The sequence below is a fragment of the Streptomyces sp. DSM 42067 genome (assembly GCF_055792885.1).
Genome location: NZ_CM147706.1, coordinates 6,171,275 through 6,191,178 on the forward strand (window position 1 = coordinate 6,171,275; position 19,904 = coordinate 6,191,178).

Sequence of the window (19,904 nt, forward strand, 5' to 3'; positions counted from 1 at the left end):
ATTCCACGCCATGCTCCGAGGCGGTCCGTTTGAGGCCGCCCGATGTCCTTGCCGACGCCCTTCGAGACGCCTTCGCGACGCCCTTCGCGAAAGGGCGGACCGACCGACACCGACCGATCCCGCGGGTGTGCCGACAGATCCGGCCGGTGTGCCGACCGAGACCCGACCGAGATCCGGCCGATTCGGCCGTGCGCGATGTCCGAGGCCGGGCCGGGGAGCTTCCCGCTCAGGGCCGGGGGAGCCGGGCAGCCGCCGGATGGACCGGCCTCGGCGCAGCATCCTTGGGAGGCACGCGCGTGACCACCGCGGGATTGTCCCGAGACTTTTCCTCCAGCTCTCGCAGGCCCGCGACCGCAGGCGACGTGAAGGCGATCGCGGGGGAGGAGTACACACGCCGTGCTGAATTCGCGCACCGCGGGCACGCCTGCTCGGTGGGCGCAGTGCCGATCGGCAGTTTTACGTCGAATGATCCGCAGCGTTTGCAAGAATATTCGTACGTCGCCATGAGTGGTCTCCGCCCCGCCGCGCTTGCGGCCCACGGCCATGGGCGCGGATCTGGTCGAGCCGACGAGGATCTGGTCGAGCCGACGAATGCCGCAGAACCTCTCATTCCAGGCAACGCCTCAGACGACGGCGTGTCAAGGCGAGTTGAAAGTGCTCTGGGCGCCGCCCTGGGCCGCCGTACGAAATGGGCGGGGTGCGACGTGGACACCACCGGGCGCCGCGGACGCGAATGCGTGCACCGCGCGCCGCGCAGAGGTGGTGCACGTATCGTGTGCGTTCAATTCCCTGGCGCGTTCGGGGCGTTGCCGACGCGGGTCGGGGCGTTTCCGGCGCGGTAATTCAGCCGGTCCGGGTGGTGATTCGGCTGCTCCGGCGCGGTAATTCAGCCGGTCCGGGCGGTGATTCGGCCGGTCCGGGTGGTGATTCAGCCGGTCCGGGGCGCGTTTGATGCGCGACGAGGCGGGCACTTGGCTCTCGACAGGAAGGCCGGCCGGAGCGCACGCACGGCTACCGGACTGTCGGCTGCGTGCCGGCCTTCGGCGATGGAGGACGGCCATGGCAAAGATCCTCACGGTACTTTATCCGGATCCCGTCGACGGCTACCCGCCCAGGTATGCCCGCGACGAGATTCCCGTCATCAGCAGCTATCCCGGCGGGCAGACGACGCCTACGCCCCAAGGCCTCGACTTCAATCCGGGCGAATTGGTCGGCTGCGTCTCCGGCGAACTCGGTCTGCGTCCGTTCCTGGAGAGCCGGGGCCATACGCTGGTCGTCACCTCCGAAAAGGAGGGACCCGACTCCGTGCTGGAGCGCGAACTCCCCGACTCAGACGTGGTGATCTCGCAGCCGTTCTGGCCCGCCTATCTCACCCCTGACCGCATCCGGCGCGCGGAGCGCCTGAAGCTGTCGATCACAGCCGGGATCGGTTCGGACCACGTGGACCTGCCAAGCGCTATCGAGCACGACATCACCGTTGCGGAGATCACCTACAGCAACAGCATCAGCGTGTCCGAGCACGCAGTCATGTACATTCTCGCCCTTATCCACAACTACCTGCCCGCCCACGAGTGGGTCACCACCCGCAAAGGGTGGAACGTCGCCGACAGCGTCTCGCGGAACTACGACCTGGAGGGCATGGACGTCGGCGTCTTCGGTGCCGGACGGATCGGCCTGGCGGTGCTCCGTCGGCTCAAGCCGTTCGACGTGAAGCTGCACTACAACGACGTGCACAGGTTGCCACCGGACCTCGAGACGGAGCTGGGACTGACCTGGCATGAGGATGTCCGCTCCCTGGCGGCCGCCGTCGACGTGCTCTCCATCCACGCGCCGCTGCACGCGAAGACGGTGAACCTCTTCAACGACGACATGCTGGCGACCATGAAGCGCGGCTCCTACATCGTCAACACGGCCCGCGCGCTGATCGTCGACCGGGACGCCGTGGTACGCGCTCTGGAGAGAGGCCATCTGGCGGGCTACGCCGGTGACGTCTGGTACCCCGAGCCACCGGAAGATGACCACCCGTGGCGCACCATGCCGCACGAGGGCATGACACCGCACGTAGCCGGTTCGACGCTCTCCGCGCAGGCCAGGTACGCGGCAGGCGTCCGGGAGATCCTGGAGTGCTGGTTCGACAACCGCCCGATCCGTCAGGAGTACCTCATCGTGGAGGGCGGCCGGCTGGCCGGGACCGGGGCCCGCTCGTACACGGTCTGACGGAGAGGGGTGGAAGCCCTGACGGACAGGGGCAGGAGCCGGCCGACGGGGCCGTCGCCGCCCGGGCGGCAACGACCCCGCCGACCTTGGTCCGGATGATGCGACCAATGGGATCCGGCGCACGTGTCGGGGCGTGACCCGATGTACGTGTCAGGGCGTGACCCGACGTACGTGTCAGAGTGTTTCCGACGTACGTGTCAGGGAGCGTCCGTGCCGGGGGCGCCGGCGATCGCGCACGCGCGGCACGGGGGCCGGCCGCAGGTGCACTGCAGGATGCCGTCCAGCACCTCGTGATCGTGGTAGAGGCACTCGTCCCGGCAGGTGTGGCGCGGGATGAAGCCTGCCTGCAGCTCGTCCGGCCAGGGCTCTTCGCCCTCGCGGCAGCGCACGAACCGCTCGGGATCCGTGGAGTGCAGCTGATGCATGCTCTCCCGGGCCTTGCCCTCGAGGTCGCGCGTTTCGGCGACCATGGCCTTGAGCTGCTCGGCGAGACCGGAGAACGCGGTGTCGCCGGTTCTCACATGGGCGGCGCGCAGTGCCATGACGGCGTTGCCCAGAAACCGTCGAGCATCCTGAAGATCGGTGACGTGGTGCAGCTGGATACCGGTCACGCCTCTGACCCAAACGGCGTCTTCGCTCACTTTTCCACCTTCCGGGCTCGAGTCGCCCTCTGGCGATGCCGACGCTCGGAAGTACGCCGCACCTTCCTCATGGGCCCTGACGTGTCTGGAACGGGGTGCTGTCCGTCAGGTCACTGGTTGACCCGTTCCTGTTCCGCGACCGATCCGCCGCGCTCCGAAAAACGCCTATAAGGCTCGTATGTTCTCTAAGGAAACTAAAGTGCGCGATGCGCACCAGTCCAGTCAACTATTAGTGAACTGCCTCACAAGCGGCGTGTCTCTGTTGTGCGATGCCGACGCTCCGGAAGTGCGCCGTAGCCCGACCACGGTCGTCCTCACCCTCCCCGGAGGGCGATCTCCGCCCACACGACCTTGCCGGACGGCGGCCATGGATCACTACCCCACCGGGCAGTGAGCGCATCGACGAGAAGCAGCCCGCGGCCCATCTCGCCGGTGGGGCTGGCGGCACGACAGGCCAGGGGCCGGCGGTCGCCTCGTGGGTCCGCCACTTCGATACGGAGCGTGTCCGAGGCCTCAACGGTGAGGCTGAGCCGGAACCCGCGCCCTGGCACGCGCCCGTGCGCGACCGCGTTCGCCGCCAACTCGGCGACGACCAGCGCCACGGACTCGCTCACCGCACAGCCTGGCGGCCGCCCCCACTCGCCGAGCTGGTGCACAGCCAGCAGCCGGGCGAGGCGAGCGCCGCGAGGCGTGGCGCTGAAGAGTTGGGTGAAGTGCCGGGCGGAGATTTCTGACTTCATGTCACTGAGAGTGGCCGCCTCGCTCTACCCTGACCAGGAAGTCTTTCGGTACGCAGGGTGCGCGTACCGGTACGGACGGTGTCCTGTACGGGGTGTCGGCCGTGACCTGGTGAGGCGTACTGGCCAACAGGGTGGGTGTCGGGATGGCGATGACGGAGCCGCAGGAGACATACGACGAGAGCGAACAGGCCAGCGACCTGAACCGGGCGATCGGCAAACAGGTCAAGGTGCTTCGCGAGCGGGCCGGTCTCACGCAGAAGGAGCTGGGGGATCGGCTCGGGTACAGCGAGGATCTGATCTCATCGCTTGAGCGGGGGAGACGGACGCCGCAGCGAGAGTTCTTGGAGGCGGCGGATGAACTGCTCGGTGCCGGTGGCCTGTTGAGGACCACGATCGAGGACGTGGAGAGGGCCAAGGCGAAGGCGAGGGTGCGGCATCCGGCTTGGTTTCGGGATTACGCGCGCTTGGAGCGGGAAGCCGTTGAGATCAACTTTTACAACAACCATGACGTTCCCGGCCTCTTGCAGACCGAGCGGCGGACGCGGGCGCTGTACGAGATGCGCAAGCCGCTGCTGAACGCGGAGACCATCGAGCAGCGGGTGGCAGCCCGGATGGACCGGCAGGAGATTCTGACCGGCTGGCCTTCACCCATGGTCGCCGCCGTCATCGAGGAGACCGTGTTGCGGCGGCCCCTTGGCGGGCCGAAGGTCCACAGGGAGCAGCTGGAGCAACTGCTCAAGCTCGGACAGTTGCGCAACGTAGAGCTCCAAGTGATGCCGACGGACCTTAGTGAACACGCCGGGATGGGCGGTGGATTCGTACTCCTCACGCCGAAGGGCAAAGCTCAACTGGGATACACCGAGGCGCAGAACTCCAGCCGACTGATCACGGACCCCGAGGAAGTACGTATCCTGGCCGCACGGTACGGCAGCATCAGGGCACAGGCGCTCACCATGCGGGAGTCACTCGCCCTGATCGAGAACTTGCTGGGGGAACGATGAGCACTGCGGAACCCGCGCGACTCGCCTGGTTCAAGAGCAGCTACAGCGGCAACGAGGGCGGCGAGTGCGTCGAGGTCGCCGTCGCGCCCGGTACCGTCCACGTCCGAGACTCCAAGGCCCCCGCCCACGCCCAACTCGCCTTCCCCCGTTCGGAGTGGGCTACGTTCGTGCACTTCGCGGCCGGACGCTGACGTGCAGCGAGGGACTACGGACAAGAGGTCGTAGCCCTCGCTTTCGTCCGTCGTTACAGGCTCGCGAAGAGGTCGTCGATCGGGACTGGTACCTGTTCGGGGTCGAGGGCTTCCACCAGGAGACGGCCATAGCGGATCTTGCGGCCCTTCTTCGTGCCGAGGAAGCGCCGCAACTGCTGCTGCCGGGGCCGACCGTGGTGTGCGGGCTGGCGCAGGAAAGTCTGCCAGGCACGCAGGTCGCCCTCGGCCCGGATGATCTCCTCGACCCGCGCCGTGCCCAGCGCGCGGATGAGCTCGTCCTCCAGGTCCGCCACGCACACGAAGAAACCCCGATGGCCCGCCCCGGCCCGCTCCCAGCCGCGGTCGTAGAAGCGTTGCTCCCCCTCGTCGCACAGTCCCCTCAGGCGGAGGCCAAGACCTGGCGGGCCGAGAAGACTGGCGTAACGGCCGACGCTCATCGCCCCGCCCATCGGCACGACGCACACCCCTTCGGCGGCCAGGTCCGGGCCACGCCGTGCGGCCAGCGCCTCGACGGCCGCGAGGTCGCTCAGCCCTTCCAGCAGCACGGCAGTACGCAGCCCCAGTTGCACAGCCAGATCACTGGCCGCTCCGCCGGGACCGCCGGCCGCCCACCGGCTGACCGCGTCCCGGAACGCCCCCATGTTCACCATGGAGCGAGTCTGCACGTCCACCGACCGGCACGGCACGGAATATTCGACGGCCCTGCTCGACATGACCGCGCCCTCGTCACCTTGACAGTCATCACCCTGATAGTGCACCCCATCATGTGTCCGGTCAGCTGTGCACGGCCGACCGGTCACTCAGTCGAACAGTGGCGCCAGTACGTGTGGCCCGCCACGATGCAACCGGCTGTAGGTGGGGTTGGGGCCCGTTGGGCCACCTCGACCGTGTATCCGGCCGCCGGGCAGGCCTCGACGAGCCGTGTGACCGCGGCGGGCATCTCGTCTGCAGCGCGCTCGATGGGTGCGAACAGGTCGACGTCGTCGCTCAGCGGTTGACGATGTGGTGCGCCTGGATCGCGTAGCCACCCGTGAGCGCGTATCCGTAGTCCTCGGCGAGCGCGTCCGGCAGTCCTCGGCGAGCGCGTCCGGCCCGATCCTGATGAGGCGGAGGTGCAGATCGTCCACTATGCGGCGGCCGCCGTCACAGCGAGTTCGGGGAACCTGGCCTGCCAGGCGGAACGGACCGCCAGCGGCAGGAGAGGCCGAGAACCCGACCTGCCGCCGTCCTCGCGGACCGCGCCTATTCGACGGCTTGCGCGTCATGGAATTCCCCAGGCGACGTTGCCGAGCAACGGAGATCGTCAAGGTGCCCGAGGGGCGAGCAGGCCTCGCAATGCCGTCGGTGTATGGCCCAGGTACTGGCGCATGGTCCTGCACAGGTGTGCCTGGTCGGCGAAGCCGAGATCTGCGGCGAGGGTGCCGAGGCTGCTCTCTCCCCCTTCCAAGCGGTCCAGGGCCCTGCCGATGCGGACGCGATTGCGATAGCGGGTCACTGACACCCCCAGTTCGTGGGTGAAGGACCGGCTCAAGCGGTACGGCGAGACGCCGAGTAGCTCTGCGAGCGGAAGCAGTCCGTCCGAGGCCGGGTGGCCATCGGTGATCGCCTGGCGGGCTGCGGAGACGAGAGCAGCTTCGGCCCTGGTGGCTTGTGCTCCGAGCGGTGTGGGCCCGGAGACGACTTGGCCAGTGGTGGTGGCGAGCAGGCCGAGCAGCTCTTCCGCCAATGCGTAATCGATGTCCCCCGTCCGGGCGGTCGCGAGGAGCCGGCGATGGGTGAGGTCGAGGCGGGCATCGACGTACACGTTGTGCGTGGCCAGGCGCGTGACATCGCCGGCCGTGACCTGCCACAGCGCCGGTGTCAGGGTGATCGATGTGCATTCGTCGCCTCCGGCGGGGTGGGCGAATTGCTCCTCCTCGCCCGGCACGCCGACGTAGGCCATCGTCGGGTCGATATCGGCGTGGGCGCCGGCTGCGCGCCTGCGGAACCGGCCACGCCGCACGAGCACCACCCGGTAGTCGTCACGTACTTCGGCCTCCGACCAGTGCGCGTGGGCGTCCTGGCACGTCACGGCGGTGATGCCGAAGTCGGGCCGGGTGGCGAGAGTGGTGGCTGACAGCACTCTTGAACGCTACGCGGAGGGTCTGACATTCACCCGCGCAAGGATGTTCAAGACGGGGACCGTCTGCCGCGAGCAAGCTGTTCGACGTGACGTAGCGACTGACACCCGGACAGACAGGTGAGACGCACATGGCTCACATCCATAAGGAATTCCTGATCGACAGCGCCCCCGGCAACGTCTGGGCGGCGGTCCGCGACGTCGGCGAGGTGCACCGGCGCCTCGTACCCGGCATGGTCACGGACACGCACCTGGAGGCGGATATCAGGGTCGTGACCTTCGCGACCGGCGTCGTGGTGCACGAGCTCCTCGTCGACATCGACGACGAAGTCCGCCGGGTCGCTTATGCGGTGGTCGGCGGGTCACTGGCCCCGAAACACCACCACGCGTCGATGCAGGTCTTCGCCGACGGCGAGGCACGCAGCCGGTTCGTCTGGATCACCGACGTAACGCCAGACGACCTCGCGGGCCCTATCGCCGAGATGGTCGACCAGGGAGCACGCGTGATGAAACAGACGCTGGAGACCCCGGCCACGCCGGACAACTGACCGAGCGGACTGAAAGTACGGCGCGGCTCCGCCAGGGGCCCGGTCCCGACGGAGCCGCATCCGGAATCCCCATGGGGAAGCTCCTGAATTGCTCCCTGGGGAATATCGCGACCGTTCACATCCGGGCGCTGACCTGGAGCGAAGCGCCAAGATCCATCCCGCAGCAAACAGGCAGCGACCCGTGTCATACGGCGACTTCGAGCGGCATACGGCTGCACATACGCGAAGACCCCGCACTCAGCGAACTCGCTGGTCACGGGGTCTTTGGGCACCTCATGCAGGGTGCCCCCGGCGGGGCGCTCGGAGCATGGGCAGGGGGAGGACCGCTGGGCGGGAGCGGGCGGCTGGTGATCGAGGCGGTTGTCCGGCTGAATCGGTAGGCCGGCGGCGACAGATCGCAGATTCGGGCCCGGCAGGAGCCGCAAGCAAGGGCTGGCCGTGCCGGGCCGCCTGTGACCTGCGGGATTCTCTGATTGGACCGATGTCGGCGCATCTGCCCAAGGCCCCGAATCGTGTGGCGCGCCTGTCCATGCTTCCGACGGGTTCAACGGTTTCACGCTGGCACAGGAAGCGAGCTACCATCTAAGTAAGATCCAATCTACGTAATATCGAAACTGCGTTCTACTATGAGGGGCTGCCTGTGGAATTCAAGGGGAGGGTGGCTGACCTGGATCTGCTGGCTCGACAGCTGGGCCTGGTGATCGAGGGCGCGGGTGCCACCCGGGGGCGGGCAGTGATCATGACCGGGCGGCGCCGGGTGGGGAAGTCTCGCCTGGTCCAGGAGTTCTGTGACCGGTCCCGGGTTCCGTACGTGGTCTTCCAGGCGACCCGGGGCCGCAACGCCGTGGCCGAGCGGGCGGACTTCACTGGGGCGCTCGCCCAGTCCGCCCTACCGGGGGCGGAGCTGGTGGCCGGGCTGCAGGCCGCGGATTGGAATCAGGCGCTGCGCTCACTGGCCGTCGCGGTTCCGGACGACGCCCCGAGCATCGCGGTGATCGACGAGGTGCCGTGGCTGGTTGAGCAGGACGCGGAGTTCGAGGGGGCTCTGCAGACCGTCTGGGACCGTCACCTGTCCGCCAAGCCGGTCCTGCTCATCCTGGTCGGCAGCGACATGTCGGTGATGGAGGCGCTGCAGTCGTACGGCCGCCCGTTCTTCGGGCGGGCGGCGAAGATGACCGTACGGCCGCTGCACCTGGGCGACGTGCAGGCCATGACCGGGCTGGATGCGGCGGACGCGGTGGACGCGCTGCTGATCACGGGAGGCTTTCCGGAAATCGTCCAGTCGTGGCGGCCCGGGATGGGCCGGGCGGACTTCCTGCGCGAGGCCGTGGCGAATCCGCTGTCTCCGCTCCTGGTGGCGGGCGAGCTGTCGCTGCTGGGGGAGTTCCCCGAGGCGTCACATTCGCGGGCGGTGCTGGAGGCGGTGGGCAGCGGCGAGCGGACCTTCTCGACCATCGCTGCACAGGCCGGCGGATCAGGTGCCCTGCCATCGGGCACGCTGTCCCCGCTGCTGAACACCCTGCAGGCCAAGCGGGTTCTGGCGGCCGACCTGCCGCTGTCCGCGAAGGCCGACACCAAGAACAAGCGCTACCGCATCGCCGATCCGTATCTCCGTTTCTGGCTGGCCTTCCTGCAGCGGGGCATCCCGCTCATCGAGCGCGGCCGGGGCGATCTTGCCCTGGAGCGCATCGAGCGCTCCTGGACCACCTGGCGGGGGCGTGCGGTCGAGCCGCTCATCCGCGAGTCGCTGCTGCGGCTGTTGCCCGACGAGCGATGGCCGGAGACAGAGGCGGTCGGCGGCTGGTGGAACCGGCAGAACAACCCCGAGATCGACCTGGTCGGCACCGACCGTGAACCCGTGGCGGTCGCGGTGCACTTTGTCGGCTCCATCAAGTGGCTGGAGTCCCAGCCGTTCGGCCGGCGCGAATACGACGCCCTGGCTCGGGACGTACTCGCGGTGCCCGGAGCCGGACCGGACACCCCGCTGGTCGCGGTGTCCCGCAGCGGTGTCGTCGGCAGTCTGCCGCTTGCGGCCCACTGGGGGCCTGAAGATCTGGTCCGCGCCTGGCAGTAGCGGAGAGACGGTGAGGCATGCGGTACGCGGCTCAGGATGCCCAGTGCCGGTAGGCCTCCACCCAGGCCCACCCCTCAGGCGCGGGTTCGGGCAGCGGTAGGTCGAGGAGGCCGATCGCCTGACGGTGTCGACCGCGTCTGCACAGGGCGACGATGCCGCTGCCGGACCGGAGCTGGACGGCGGTGACGGTCACGGTGACGCCGAGCACGACTGTGTCGAACGGGAGGGCGAGGCGGTCCTCGATGACTGCATGGAGGGCGGCGAGTTGTTCGTACTCGTCGTAGGCATCGACGATCGCCTCCGCGACCATGGCGGTGAGCGCGGTGGTGGTGGGCCTCATCGTGCATGGTGCCTTTCCGCGCGCAGGAGTTCCGCGAGGCGGGCGCCGACGGGGGTGATGCTTGGCAGGGGCTCGTGTGTGCAGTGACTCTTCTTGCGACGGCGCAGCAGTTCCTCCCCATCCCGCTCCCAGGTGAACGCGGGCTTGCGCAGGAGCGCGCGGAACACGGCGTCGGCGTTCTCGGGATGCCGCTGGACCAGGCGGCGGATGACCATGGGGGAGACGGAGTCGTCGTTCAGGTACTCCCGGAGCTGCGTCAGGTAGGTGCGGTTACGGGCCAGAGCGGGATCGGCGAACAGCGCGTCGAGGCGGCCGAAGTCGGCGTAGTAGCAGATGCCTTCGGTCTCGTCACAGATCACAGCGACGTCGTCCGAGTCGAGAAGCTCTTCGGGCAGGCTGCTGATTTCGTCAAGCGAGGGCCCGCTGTTCCTCGCCCGCGCGGCGGCCTCGTCGTCAAGTCCGGCGAGCGCCTTCTCCTGCCGGTGACGGTGATACTCCCGCAACCGGACTTGCGCCTCTGCCGGGTCCAGGACGAGCAGGTCGTTGCCGAACAGTTCGACGAAGTCGGCACGGGCTTCGGCCTGCATCTCCCAGGCCATGCGCAGCATCTCACTGCACGCCGTCAAGGATCCGCCAAACCTGCCGATACGCCGTCCCCTTCGGCCCGAGGGCCAACCGCCACGCGGCATCCGGAAGCGCGGCCAGCCGGGCGCGGGCGTCGACGGGACGGGCGCGTCCCAGGTCGCCGACGACCGCCGTGGCGAGACGGTCGGCGGCCGACCGCGGCACTCCCGCGAGCCGCATCGCGATCGCGTCTTCGGAACGCACGCCGTAGAAGGCATACGACGGGATGTTCCGCAGCTCGCGCTGGGTTTCGGCGGGAAGTGCGGCGAACTCCTGCCCGAGTGTCAGCGACTGGAGCGCCGATAGCCCCCAGGACACCGTCGGAGCCATGTCGCCGAAGAGCCGCTGGCAGCACTTGGTGATCGCCTTGAGGTTGTTGGACTCGCCTGATTTCTTGAAATGGTCGGCGGCCAGCTGCGGTACGGACGCGCCGTTCACCCAGTCCTGGATGACGCGGGCGATGTAGTCGCCACTGCGGCCCTCGTGTTCGTCCGTGATCTCGTAGAGGCTCTCCCTGAGCTCGGGCACTTCGAGCATCACCCCGACCAACTGGGCCAACGGCCTGCGATCGCCCTCGAACAGAGGCGTGTACCAGACCTCACGGTCGATCTGTGCATTGCTCAGTCGCTTCAGCGTGCCCGCCACGCTCTCCCATGAGAAGCCCGTGCTGTCCACGAGCCCCAGCGCCTTGCCCGAGAGACGTTCCGCGTACTCCCGCACGCTGCGGGTCAGTTCGGCCGCCCAGCCGCCGTTCACCCGGCGGAGGCTCTGGAAGCCGAGGGTGCCGCGCAGGACCTGCTCGATCTCCTCGGCGAACTCCTCGTGGTCCCCGATCTGACGGTATGTGTGGGCCAGGTACTGCACGAAGGCGGACCACTCGGGGAGGACCGACAGTGTGTGCAGGTCGAGCTGACCGTATGAGGTCATGGCCCTGTCCACCATGTCGATGAGCGTGGAGTTCAGCTCGGCGACTTGGCGGCCCACGAAGTCCCGGAGTTTCCGGGACCGTTCCTCGTCTGTCGCGGCCAGCGCGATCAAGCCCACCTCGCCCTGCTCGACGCGGCCCGCCCGCCCCGCCAGGTTCCAGAAGTCCGAGGCCGGGATGTCGGTCCCGTACGGGAATTGGTGTGAGGCCAGGATGACGTTCGCCACCGGGAAGTTGACGCCCTGGGCGATGGTCGTCGTGGACACCAGGTGCGCCAGGTCTCCTGTCTCCATCAGGTATTCCGTCAGGACGCGGATGTCATCGGGCAGGCCGCGGTGGTGGATGCCGACACCCTTGGCGAGCAGCCCCCTGAGCGGGAAGTCCGCGCCGAACTCCTCTTCGACCACGTCCAGCACCGCCCGCAGGTCCTCGCCGATCGGGGTCATGTCCGCCCGGTCGCCCGCGATCTGCTGGGCGATCGACCAGGCGAAGTCCGGCCGCTGGGCCAGTGTGATGGTCTGCCCGCGTTCGGCGAGGACCGAGGCCGTCGCCGCGGCCAGTTTGCCGGGAGCGCCTGCCTGGGACCAGGACAGGCCGAGTGGCCGGTACCTGTCCAGGGGCAGATCGTCGGGCACGCTGAGCGTTCTTCGGCCAGTGACGAGGGTCTCCAGATTGACTCGGAATCCGCCGTTGCCCGTAGTCCGTTCACGGCGGGCGAGTGCCACGATGCGGTCGTTCGGTGTCCAGTCCACCGACAGCCCGACCGACTGTCGGCTGCCGCTGTCCAGCCATTCGGCGATGTCATCGCCGTTGTCGATGAAGGGAGTCAGGAGCAGGAAGCCCGCGTCTTGGGCCTCCCGGTTGACCGTGGCCAGCAACAGCTCCAGCTTGATCCCGCGCTTGTCCACGCCCAGGTGGTGTGCCTCGTCGGCCACCACCAGACACAGCGGACGCCCGATCCTCTCCTGCCAGCCGGCCCGGAGCAGCAGGTCGAGCTTTTCCGGTGTGGACACCAGCACCCGGAACTGCCGCTCGCTGCGGTCCGTGAGCATGTCCTCTTCGAGGCCGTCGAACTCTAGAGCGGGACTGACCCGTTCCACTCCGATGCCGAGGTCGGCGAAGTCGCGGCGCAGCCGACGCGTCACCTGGTTCACGAGCGCCCGGTTCGGGGCGACGTACGCGACCCAGCCCTGCTGCTTGTCGTAGGCGTTGAGGGCCTGGATGATCCGGAACTGGGCAATCAGGGTCTTGCCCGCGCTGGTGGGAAGGCTGACCACCACACTGCGGTGCGCCGTGCGGATCAGGCCCTGCTCGGCGAGAGCGACACGCTGCGGCGGCAGTACCTCGAAGATCGGGCGTGGCCGTCCCCGGTTGACGAGGGAGGCGACGAATGCGTTCACCTCCGGGCTGACCGCGCGTGCCACCGTCCACAGGCTGTTGTCGATGATCTGGTCTGCTGTGGCGGTCAACAGCCGTACGAGGACCTCCAGATCGGGGTCCGAGGAGGCCATGGCCGCTTCCAGCGCGCGATCGCAGTGCGACTGCACGCGCTCGCGCACGCCGTAGTGACGGCTGGGGCGTTTCTCACGCATGAGATGACCGGTGGACAGGTATTCGGCGAGCAGTTCCGCCGTCTTGAGCAGGTGGTAATGGGCGGCCAGCGACCAGGCGGCCGGCCGGGCGTCGTTCCCCGCCGCCGAGAGATACGCCTCCTCCTGCCCGGTCTGCTCGCTCCTCAGCCGGGCGATGAGGTGATCCAGCGCATCCAGGTCGTCCCACCCGCGCTTGCGCAGCAACAGCAGCCAGGTGTCGGCGGTTCCGCGGCGCACGCGGGTCTCCCAGTCCTCCTCCGGGTCGGGAACGGAGGGCAGTCCTACGTCCGCGAGCAGCCGGGCCGCGAGCGGGGTCTCGTCCGCGATCCAGCCCAGGCAGGCCGTGCGTAGCAGTTCGAGACGCGCCTCGGCGGAATCGCCCCTCGGTAGCCGGGCCCGCGCCAGGGCGAACATCTGCTCGCACAACCGCCGCGTGGACTCCGCCTTCGGATCCTCCGCGATCGCGTCCCAGGCCAGCAGGTCCAGGGCGTCCACCGCGAAGTCGACAGCCTCCCGGCTGCCCGGGGAGCCCTCGGGAACCTCCCCATCGACAGCCCGCAGGGCGGAACGGATCAGCACACGCTGCGCCCTCTCACCGGCATCCTCCACGAGGTCCGGGTCCAGGGCGCCTTCGAGCCAGCCGAGGTCAGCCAAGGTCACGCACCCCCACGTGCTGGGGCCACGTGGTCATGGCCACTGGGAGGTACCAGGCTGTCAGCAGGGCGTGCATCGGTTCGACGACCGTCTTCGCCAGATGGGCGGCGCGGTCGCCGAGGTCCTTCTCCTGCGGTGTCGTATCACGCACCAGGCAGCCGAACAGCTGGATGTCCTGGCCCTGCGACTTCACCCAGCGGCCAACGGCAGTACGGTAGGCCGCCTTGTGCTCCGGCGTCCGGCAGCGGAAGTTCAGCCATTTCATGAGCGTGAGGTGGTCGTCCTTGCGTGACAGCCGCTTCAGCTGCTCGATCATGCCCTTCGAGCCGACCATCACGCTCGGCGGGCAGTCCTCCTGGGACGACGACTTGACCTCGCCGAACAGCAGCCGCGCCGAACCGTCCGCCACACACAGCCCGACCAGGTCGGCGCCCGGAAGGCTCGCCTTGCGGGTCCGCCGGTCCCGGGCGCCGTCCCACACCCACAGCGCGCCGTGCCAGTGTTCCAGCAGCACCTCGGCGAGCGCCTCGCCGACCTGCCACGGCAGGGGCTCGGGCTCGGCCTTCAGAAGGGTGCTGATGAACTCAGTCTCCATGTCCGTGGCGGCCAGTGAGCGCAGCCCGGTGAGGAACTCCCGGGTGGCCTCCAGATCGCCGACCCGCTCGGCCCACGGCCCGGACGCCAACTCCCGCATCACATCGCTGGTCAGCTCGACGCCGCTCCACGACACGGCCCCGTCCGAGCCGCCGTACACCTCGATCCCGCGCGAGACGCGCGGCGCGGCGCCGCCGACGGCGCTGCCTTCCCCCACCACCCGTACGTCCTTCCCCCACACGGCGCCGATGCGCCGTCCCCGTGCGACCGTCCGGTGACCGGGCCAGCCCGGGTACGGGCGGGAGCCGGGGCGAGTGGTGATCGCGACCACTCCTGAGACCGACGGTGTGATCAGAATTCTCTCCATCTCCCCGCCGACTTGTCCACGCCGTGTGTCCGCCTGTGGACGGACTGTGCCGCATTCACAGTCAGAGGAGTGGGAGGCAGGCCCAGACGGTCTTGCCGGCGGGCGGGTACGATGCGGTGTCCCAGCGCGAGGCGAGTGCGTCGACGAGCAGCAGCGCGCCGGGCGTTGATGTGGCACGCAGACGCGTGGGGCAAGGGATACGGGCGAGGCTGAGCGCCGACTGAGACGGATGACGGACTTCCGGTCCCTGTTGAGCCTCATGCCGGACGTGTCGGGTGCTCACGCTGTCGTCGATACAGCAGTAGATGGTGGCCCTCGTCCAGGCGTGGGATGGCCCCGGCTCCCATGGAATCGCTGTCAGGCGGAAGGACGTTGCGTCGGATTAGTGCCGCGGAGCTCTATTTTTTCGACATCATCGGGGCATGCAAAAGCTCGAGGCGCACGAGATGCCCTTGCACAAGGTGTTCAGCAGTGACTACGACTTCCAGATACCTGACTACCAGCGCCCCTATGCCTGGCAGGAGGAGCAGGCGGCTCAACTGCTGATGGACCTGCAGGAAGCCCTGGTCCGTGGGACGGATGAGCCGTACTTCCTCGGATCCGTTGTGCTCGTCAAGAACAGCGCGGTCCCGAAGGCGGACGTCATCGACGGCCAGCAGCGCCTCACGACCCTGACCATCCTCCTGTCGGTCCTGCGCGACCTCACCGAGGATCCGGAGCTGCGTGGCGACCTCGACCGGCTGGTCATGGAGCCGGGTGCCAAGATCCGTGGGCTCGCCCCGAGGCCGCGGCTCACTCTGCGGAGCCGTGACGCGGACTTCTTCGAGAAGTACGTCCAGACGAAGGGCGCAGTGGGCACTCTTCTGACGCTCAAGGAGGAAGCCCTGCGGACCGACGCGCAGAAGGCCGTCCTCCGCAACGCGACAGTCCTCCACCGCAGCCTCACCGCGTTGACCGAGGAACGCCGGCTGGAACTGGCTCAGATGCTCGCCGAGCGGACGTTCCTTGTCGTCGTCAGCACTCCTGACCTCGACAGCGCACACCGGATCTTCAGCGTCATGAACTCCCGCGGCCTGGACTTGTCTCCCACCGACATCTTCAAGTCGCAAATAATCGGGGATCTCGGGGCGGAGGCGTCTGAGGCGTGCGCCACCACCTGGGAGGACGCCGAGGAGATGCTGGGGCGCGACGACTTCGCGGAACTCTTCCTCCACCTGCGGATGATCTTTGCCAAGAAGCGGGCGGAACAGGAGCTGCTCAAGGAGTTCCCTGAGCAGGTACTCAACCGCTACCTCCCCGGCAGGGGCGAGGTCTTCGTCCATGACGTTGTCCGGCCGTATGCCGAGGCTTATGCCCAGATCCGTGAAGCACGTTATGAGTCCGCTTCGGGTGCGGAGGCGGTCAACGCCTGGTTCAGGAGGCTCCAGCAGGTCGACAACTACGACTGGCGGCCCGCCGCTCTCTGGGCGCTGCGTCACCACGAGGACGACCCGGCATGGCTCGACACGTTCATGCGGGCCTTGGAGCGGCTGTCGGCCAGCATGTTCGTCCGCCGCGTCTACACGACTCCCCGCGTCACGCGGTACGCCGAGTTGCTTCGGCAGCTCGACGAAGGACAGGGCCTTGCCTCCCCGGCCCTCGAACTGAGGGACGACGAGAAGGCCGAGACCCGGGCCAGGCTCGACGGCGATCTCTATCTGGTCGGCAAGATCCGCAAGTATGTGCTACTCCGGCTCGACGAGCTGCTGGCCCGCGGGCAGGGGGTGACGTACGACCACCCGCTCATCACCGTGGAGCACGTGCTGCCGCAGAACCCGAAGGCCGATTCGCAGTGGGTCGGGCTGTTCGACGAGGAGCAGCGTGCCCAGTGGACACACCGCCTGGGAAACCTGGTGCTGCTGAACCGCGCCAAGAACTCGGCGGCCCAGAACTACGACTTCGCCGCCAAGAAGGCCAAGTACTTCACCGGCCGCGGGGGAGTGGTCCCCTTCGCGCTGACCAGCCAGGTGCTCCAGCATGCCGAGTGGACCCCCGAGGTGTTGAAGGCCAGGCAGGAGGAGCTGTTGGGGGTGCTCTTCGAGGAGTGGCATCTGTGAGTGCGCGGGCCGGGGCGTGACGCCCCGGCCTTGAGGCCAAAAATCTCCAGGAAGTTCCAAGGAGTTCCATTATTGACGCTGTGTGGGCTATGGTCGTCCGCAACTCACGGCTCACGGCCCGCGTTACAACGCTGCTCCCGTGTGTCCCTAGTCGTTCAGTTGCCACCGGCCTGTCCGGCCGCTCGCTCCGCACTCGTCGCCTCCACGGGAGTCCCGTCATGCCCGTACCCGCCGATCCCGCCCCGGACCCGTCTCCCGCAGGGCCTCCTGCCCAGGAGCCGGCCGCCGGCACCCTCGCCCATCTCATCGCCGGGCGGCTCGCCGACTCGGACCTCGACGAGGACACCCGAGCTCTCCTACTCACCGCCTTCCAGGATGGCGGCGGGGCGCGCGGCCGGATGCCGGGCGCGTACGTGCAGTCCGTCACGGTCAGCGGCTTCCGCGGCATTGGCCGGACAGCACGCCTCCCCCTCACCCCCGGCCCGGGACTCACCCTGGTCACCGGCCGCAACGGCTCCGGCAAGTCGAGCTTCGCGGAAGCCGTCGAGATCGCGCTGACCGGTGACAACGCCCGCTGGCGCGGCCGCAGCGACATTTGGCGCAAAAGCTGGCGCAACCTCCATCACGGCCAGGAACCACAGGTCGCCGTGGAGTTGCGCATCGACGGCGATCCGGAGCCGGCCACCGTGCTCCGCACGTGGCACGGGGACGACGTCGCAGACTCCACCGCCGAACTCGACCGGCCCGGCCACGGCCCCGTCCCGCTTCCGGACCTCGGCTGGCAGGAGGACCTGGCGACCTACCGCCCCTTCCTGTCGTACTCCGAGCTCGGCCAGGTGATCGGCGGCAAGCCCAGCGAGATGTACGACGCCGTCGCCTCCATCCTCGGGCTGGAGCAACTCGCTGCCGTTGACAAGTGGTTGCGCGAGCTGGCCCGCGAGTACGAGGCACCCGCCAAGGCGGCCAAGGCCGAACTGCCCGCGCTGCTCGCTCTGCTGGACAGCACCGACGACCCCCGTGCCCGGGCCGCCCACACCGCACTGAGCGGGCGGTGCCCGGACCTCGCGCGGGCGGCCGAACTGGCCGCCGGGACCGGCGCGGCGGACGAGTCGCTCCTGTTCGACCTGCGCCGCCGCTCCACTCTGACCGGCCCTGACACCGAGGCGGTCGCCACGGCCGTGACCCGGCTGCGCGAAGCCATCGCCTCCGCAGAGGACCTGCGGGGCACGTCCGCCGAGGACGCGCTGCGCCGCGCCGAACTCCTCGCCCGCGCACTCGCCCACCACCGCGCCCACCCTGCCTTCGACACCTGCCCGGTGTGCGGCGGCACGGCCCGCCTCGACGAGGAATGGGCACGGGACGCCGCCGAGCAGGAACGCCGGCTGCGGGCCGAGGCCGAACAGGTCCTCACCGCCCGCAGGGAACTCGACGCGGCCGCGCAGGCCGTCCGCGACCTGGCCGTCCCGCCCCCCGACTGGCTGCCGTCCGAGATCGCCGCCGCCTGGGAGGACTGGCTGCGGTGCCGTACCGTCTCCGAGCCGGCCGTGCTGGCGTCCGTCTCCGAGAACGCCGCACGGACCGCCGCCGACGCAGCACGGGTCACCCGCCAGGAGGCCGCGGGGCACCTCGCCGACCAGGACGACACCTGGCGCGACGCCGCGCGGGCGCTCGCCGCCTGGCTGGACAAGGCCCACGCAGTCGAGCAGGCGGCACCGCGCCTGCCTCGCGTCAAGGCCGCCCAGAAATGGCTCAAGGCCACCCACGACGAGATCCGCGCCGACCGGATGCGGCCCATCGCCGAGGACGCCCAACGCATCTGGTCCAACCTGCGCCAGCAGAGCAACGTCGCCCTCGGCCCGGTCCGCCTGGGCGGCTCCGGAACCCAGCGCAAGGTCGCCCTCGACGTGACCGTCGACGACATCGACGCCCCCGCGCTGGGCGTGATGAGCCAGGGGGAGCTGCACTCCCTCGCCCTGTCCCTCTTCCTCCCGCGCACCTTCCTCCCGGAGAACCCCTTCCGGTTCCTCGTCATCGACGACCCGGTGCAGTCCATGGACCCCGCCAAGGTGGACGGCCTCGCCCGCGTCCTCGCCCTCCTCGCCGAGCACCGACAGGTCGTCGTCTTCACCCACGACCCCCGCCTGCCGCAGGCCCTGAAGTACTTGCGGCTGCCCGCCACCGTCCTCACCGTCGACCGCCGTGAGCGCTCCGCCGTACGAGTCCGCTCCGGCGACGACCCCGTCAAGCAGGCCCTGTACGACGCGAAGGCGCTCGCCAGAACCCGCGACCTGCCCGGCGACGTCGTCGCCCGGGTCCTGCCCGGCCTGTGCCGCACCGCACTGGAGGCCGCCCTCCTCGAACCGGCCCGGCGCCGGCTCCTCGGCACGGGCCTGCCGCACGCCGAGATCGAGCAGCGCATCGCCAAGGCCCACAAGCTCACCGAACTGGCCTCCCTCGCCCTCTACGGTGCGACCGACCGGGTGGGCGACACCATGACCGACCTCACCCGGGCTTACGGCCAGCAGGCCACCGACCACATCCGGTGGTGCAACAGGGGCTCCCACGAAGCCGTGCCCGTCGACGACGTGGAGGAGATCATCCGCCGCACCGCGGACCTCGCGAAGGCGGTGCGACCCCTGTGACCACGATCCGCCCGGCCACACCCGTCCCGTCCACGCGCCCGTCCCGGCTCCCTACAGCCCTCCCGCCTCCGCCGCCGTCCACCTCGACCCCCGAGGAACTGCTCGCGGGCGCGGACCGGTTGCTCGGCACGGCCACCGCCTCCACCACGGGCGTCTGGCCGCGCGCCGTGGCACTGCTGCTGCGCCACGCCCTCGAAGAGGCCCTGCGCCGCTACTGGCAGGCCCGCAAACCGCAGTTGGCCCGCTGCCCGCCGCACGCCCAGGCCCTGTGCCTGGAGGCCTACGCCGACTCCGACACGGCCCGCCGCTGGTCGGCGACGTGGGCCGGCCTCAGCCGGGCCTGCCACTACCACGGGTACGAGCTGGCTCCCACGCAGGGGGAGTTGTGTGCGTGGCGGGACGACGTCGAGCTGGTGATCGGGGCCTTGGCACGGGGAACGGCGTAGACGGCTGCCGTGCGCCTGCAGGGTGTTCGCCGTGCCATGGGCGTGTCATGGTCACCAGTCGTTGGGCCAGAG

Annotated in this window: 17 protein-coding genes; 8 read left to right on the forward strand and 9 right to left on the reverse strand. The window is 69.0% G+C overall.

Annotated features, from left to right (window positions below; genetic code table 11):
• Nucleotides 1-226 precede the first annotated feature (226 nt).
• Nucleotides 227-610, reverse strand: coding sequence for an FmdB family zinc ribbon protein (locus ACSMXV_RS28195; protein WP_473174005.1), 384 nt, complete (start codon nucleotides 608-610; stop codon nucleotides 227-229).
• Nucleotides 611-1,059: 449 nt separating this feature from the next.
• Between ACSMXV_RS28195 and ACSMXV_RS28200 the strand changes: the two genes are divergently transcribed.
• The gene (locus ACSMXV_RS28200; protein ID WP_473174006.1) at nucleotides 1,060-2,217 is read left to right on the forward strand and encodes an NAD-dependent formate dehydrogenase; all 1,158 of its coding nucleotides are present in this window, start codon (nucleotides 1,060-1,062) and stop codon (nucleotides 2,215-2,217) included.
• Nucleotides 2,218-2,414: 197 nt separating this feature from the next.
• Here the strand turns inward: ACSMXV_RS28200 and ACSMXV_RS28205 are convergent, their stop codons facing one another.
• Nucleotides 2,415-2,858: a hypothetical protein gene (locus ACSMXV_RS28205; RefSeq protein ID WP_181655501.1), complete on the reverse strand. Its 444-nt coding sequence runs from the start codon at nucleotides 2,856-2,858 to the stop codon at nucleotides 2,415-2,417.
• A 314-nt stretch (nucleotides 2,859-3,172) separates the two neighbouring features.
• Nucleotides 3,173-3,598, reverse strand: a complete 426-nt coding sequence (locus ACSMXV_RS28210) for an ATP-binding protein (protein ID WP_473174007.1) — start codon at nucleotides 3,596-3,598, stop codon at nucleotides 3,173-3,175.
• A 143-nt stretch (nucleotides 3,599-3,741) separates the two neighbouring features.
• Here ACSMXV_RS28210 and ACSMXV_RS28215 point away from each other — a divergent pair, with 143 nt between their 5' ends.
• Entirely contained in the window at nucleotides 3,742-4,599 is an 858-nt protein-coding gene (locus ACSMXV_RS28215; RefSeq protein WP_473174008.1) for a helix-turn-helix domain-containing protein, read from the forward strand.
• Nucleotides 4,596-4,790 (forward strand): DUF397 domain-containing protein, encoded by a 195-nt coding sequence (locus ACSMXV_RS28220; RefSeq protein ID WP_473174009.1) that lies wholly within the window; start codon nucleotides 4,596-4,598, stop codon nucleotides 4,788-4,790. The genes ACSMXV_RS28215 and ACSMXV_RS28220 overlap by 4 nt, the downstream gene beginning before the upstream one ends.
• A 53-nt stretch (nucleotides 4,791-4,843) precedes the next feature.
• On the opposite strand, the gene ACSMXV_RS28225 is transcribed toward ACSMXV_RS28220, so the two are convergent.
• Both ACSMXV_RS28225 and ACSMXV_RS28230 read right to left on the reverse strand, forming a co-directional pair.
• Nucleotides 4,844-5,461, reverse strand: coding sequence for a TOPRIM nucleotidyl transferase/hydrolase domain-containing protein (locus tag ACSMXV_RS28225; RefSeq protein ID WP_473174010.1), 618 nt, complete (start codon nucleotides 5,459-5,461; stop codon nucleotides 4,844-4,846).
• 653 nt (nucleotides 5,462-6,114) lie between these two features.
• Nucleotides 6,115-6,933, reverse strand: coding sequence for a helix-turn-helix domain-containing protein (locus ACSMXV_RS28230; protein ID WP_473174011.1), 819 nt, complete (start codon nucleotides 6,931-6,933; stop codon nucleotides 6,115-6,117).
• Between the two features lie 128 nt (nucleotides 6,934-7,061).
• Here ACSMXV_RS28230 and ACSMXV_RS28235 point away from each other — a divergent pair, with 128 nt between their 5' ends.
• Both ACSMXV_RS28235 and ACSMXV_RS28240 read left to right on the forward strand, forming a co-directional pair.
• Complete coding sequence (locus ACSMXV_RS28235; protein WP_473174012.1) at nucleotides 7,062-7,478, forward strand: SRPBCC family protein; 417 nt, start codon at nucleotides 7,062-7,064, stop codon at nucleotides 7,476-7,478.
• A gap of 640 nt (nucleotides 7,479-8,118) precedes the next feature.
• Nucleotides 8,119-9,552, forward strand: coding sequence for an ATP-binding protein (locus ACSMXV_RS28240; protein ID WP_473174013.1), 1,434 nt, complete (start codon nucleotides 8,119-8,121; stop codon nucleotides 9,550-9,552).
• A 31-nt stretch (nucleotides 9,553-9,583) separates the two neighbouring features.
• Here ACSMXV_RS28240 and ACSMXV_RS28245 read toward each other — a convergent pair whose 3' ends face one another.
• The 4 genes from ACSMXV_RS28245 to ACSMXV_RS28260 are packed head-to-tail and all read right to left on the reverse strand — an operon-like array spanning nucleotide 9,584 to nucleotide 14,648.
• Nucleotides 9,584-9,892: a hypothetical protein gene (locus ACSMXV_RS28245; protein ID WP_473174014.1), complete on the reverse strand. Its 309-nt coding sequence runs from the start codon at nucleotides 9,890-9,892 to the stop codon at nucleotides 9,584-9,586.
• Entirely contained in the window at nucleotides 9,889-10,491 is a 603-nt protein-coding gene (locus ACSMXV_RS28250) for a hypothetical protein (RefSeq protein WP_473174015.1), read from the reverse strand. Before ACSMXV_RS28250 ends, ACSMXV_RS28245 begins: the two co-directional genes overlap by 4 nt.
• 10 nt (nucleotides 10,492-10,501) lie before the next feature.
• Nucleotides 10,502-13,693: a DEAD/DEAH box helicase gene (locus ACSMXV_RS28255; RefSeq protein ID WP_473174016.1), complete on the reverse strand. Its 3,192-nt coding sequence runs from the start codon at nucleotides 13,691-13,693 to the stop codon at nucleotides 10,502-10,504.
• Nucleotides 13,680-14,648 carry a hypothetical protein gene (locus ACSMXV_RS28260; protein ID WP_473174017.1) on the reverse strand — a complete coding sequence of 323 codons (969 nt, stop codon included), beginning with the start codon at nucleotides 14,646-14,648 and terminating at the stop codon, nucleotides 13,680-13,682. The genes ACSMXV_RS28255 and ACSMXV_RS28260 overlap by 14 nt, the downstream gene beginning before the upstream one ends.
• Nucleotides 14,649-15,070: 422 nt before the next feature.
• On the opposite strand from ACSMXV_RS28260, the gene ACSMXV_RS28265 reads away from it, so the two are divergent.
• The 3 genes from ACSMXV_RS28265 to ACSMXV_RS28275 all read left to right on the forward strand — a co-directional run bounded on the left by ACSMXV_RS28265 (nucleotide 15,071) and on the right by ACSMXV_RS28275 (nucleotide 19,832).
• Nucleotides 15,071-16,744, forward strand: a complete 1,674-nt coding sequence (locus tag ACSMXV_RS28265; RefSeq protein ID WP_473174018.1) for a DUF262 domain-containing protein — start codon at nucleotides 15,071-15,073, stop codon at nucleotides 16,742-16,744.
• A gap of 218 nt (nucleotides 16,745-16,962) precedes the next feature.
• Entirely contained in the window at nucleotides 16,963-19,386 is a 2,424-nt protein-coding gene (locus ACSMXV_RS28270) for an AAA family ATPase (RefSeq protein WP_473174019.1), read from the forward strand.
• Nucleotides 19,383-19,832: a hypothetical protein gene (locus ACSMXV_RS28275; RefSeq protein ID WP_473174020.1), complete on the forward strand. Its 450-nt coding sequence runs from the start codon at nucleotides 19,383-19,385 to the stop codon at nucleotides 19,830-19,832. Before ACSMXV_RS28270 ends, ACSMXV_RS28275 begins: the two co-directional genes overlap by 4 nt.
• The last annotated feature ends 72 nt before the right edge of the window (nucleotides 19,833-19,904 follow it).

Coding starts and splice junctions, on each gene's coding strand:
- ACSMXV_RS28200 (WP_473174006.1), top strand. CDS start 1,060: ATGGCAAAGATCCTCACGGTACTTTATCCGGATCCCGTCGACGGCTAC.
- ACSMXV_RS28195 (WP_473174005.1), bottom strand. CDS start 610: ATGAGAGGTTCTGCGGCATTCGTCGGCTCGACCAGATCCTCGTCGGCT.
- ACSMXV_RS28225 (WP_473174010.1), bottom strand. CDS start 5,461: ATGGTGAACATGGGGGCGTTCCGGGACGCGGTCAGCCGGTGGGCGGCC.
- ACSMXV_RS28265 (WP_473174018.1), top strand. CDS start 15,071: ATGCAAAAGCTCGAGGCGCACGAGATGCCCTTGCACAAGGTGTTCAGC.
- ACSMXV_RS28260 (WP_473174017.1), bottom strand. CDS start 14,648: ATGGAGAGAATTCTGATCACACCGTCGGTCTCAGGAGTGGTCGCGATC.
- ACSMXV_RS28235 (WP_473174012.1), top strand. CDS start 7,062: ATGGCTCACATCCATAAGGAATTCCTGATCGACAGCGCCCCCGGCAAC.
- ACSMXV_RS28250 (WP_473174015.1), bottom strand. CDS start 10,491: ATGGCCTGGGAGATGCAGGCCGAAGCCCGTGCCGACTTCGTCGAACTG.
- ACSMXV_RS28245 (WP_473174014.1), bottom strand. CDS start 9,892: ATGAGGCCCACCACCACCGCGCTCACCGCCATGGTCGCGGAGGCGATC.
- ACSMXV_RS28220 (WP_473174009.1), top strand. CDS start 4,596: ATGAGCACTGCGGAACCCGCGCGACTCGCCTGGTTCAAGAGCAGCTAC.
- ACSMXV_RS28215 (WP_473174008.1), top strand. CDS start 3,742: ATGGCGATGACGGAGCCGCAGGAGACATACGACGAGAGCGAACAGGCC.
- ACSMXV_RS28270 (WP_473174019.1), top strand. CDS start 16,963: ATGCCCGTACCCGCCGATCCCGCCCCGGACCCGTCTCCCGCAGGGCCT.
- ACSMXV_RS28210 (WP_473174007.1), bottom strand. CDS start 3,598: ATGAAGTCAGAAATCTCCGCCCGGCACTTCACCCAACTCTTCAGCGCC.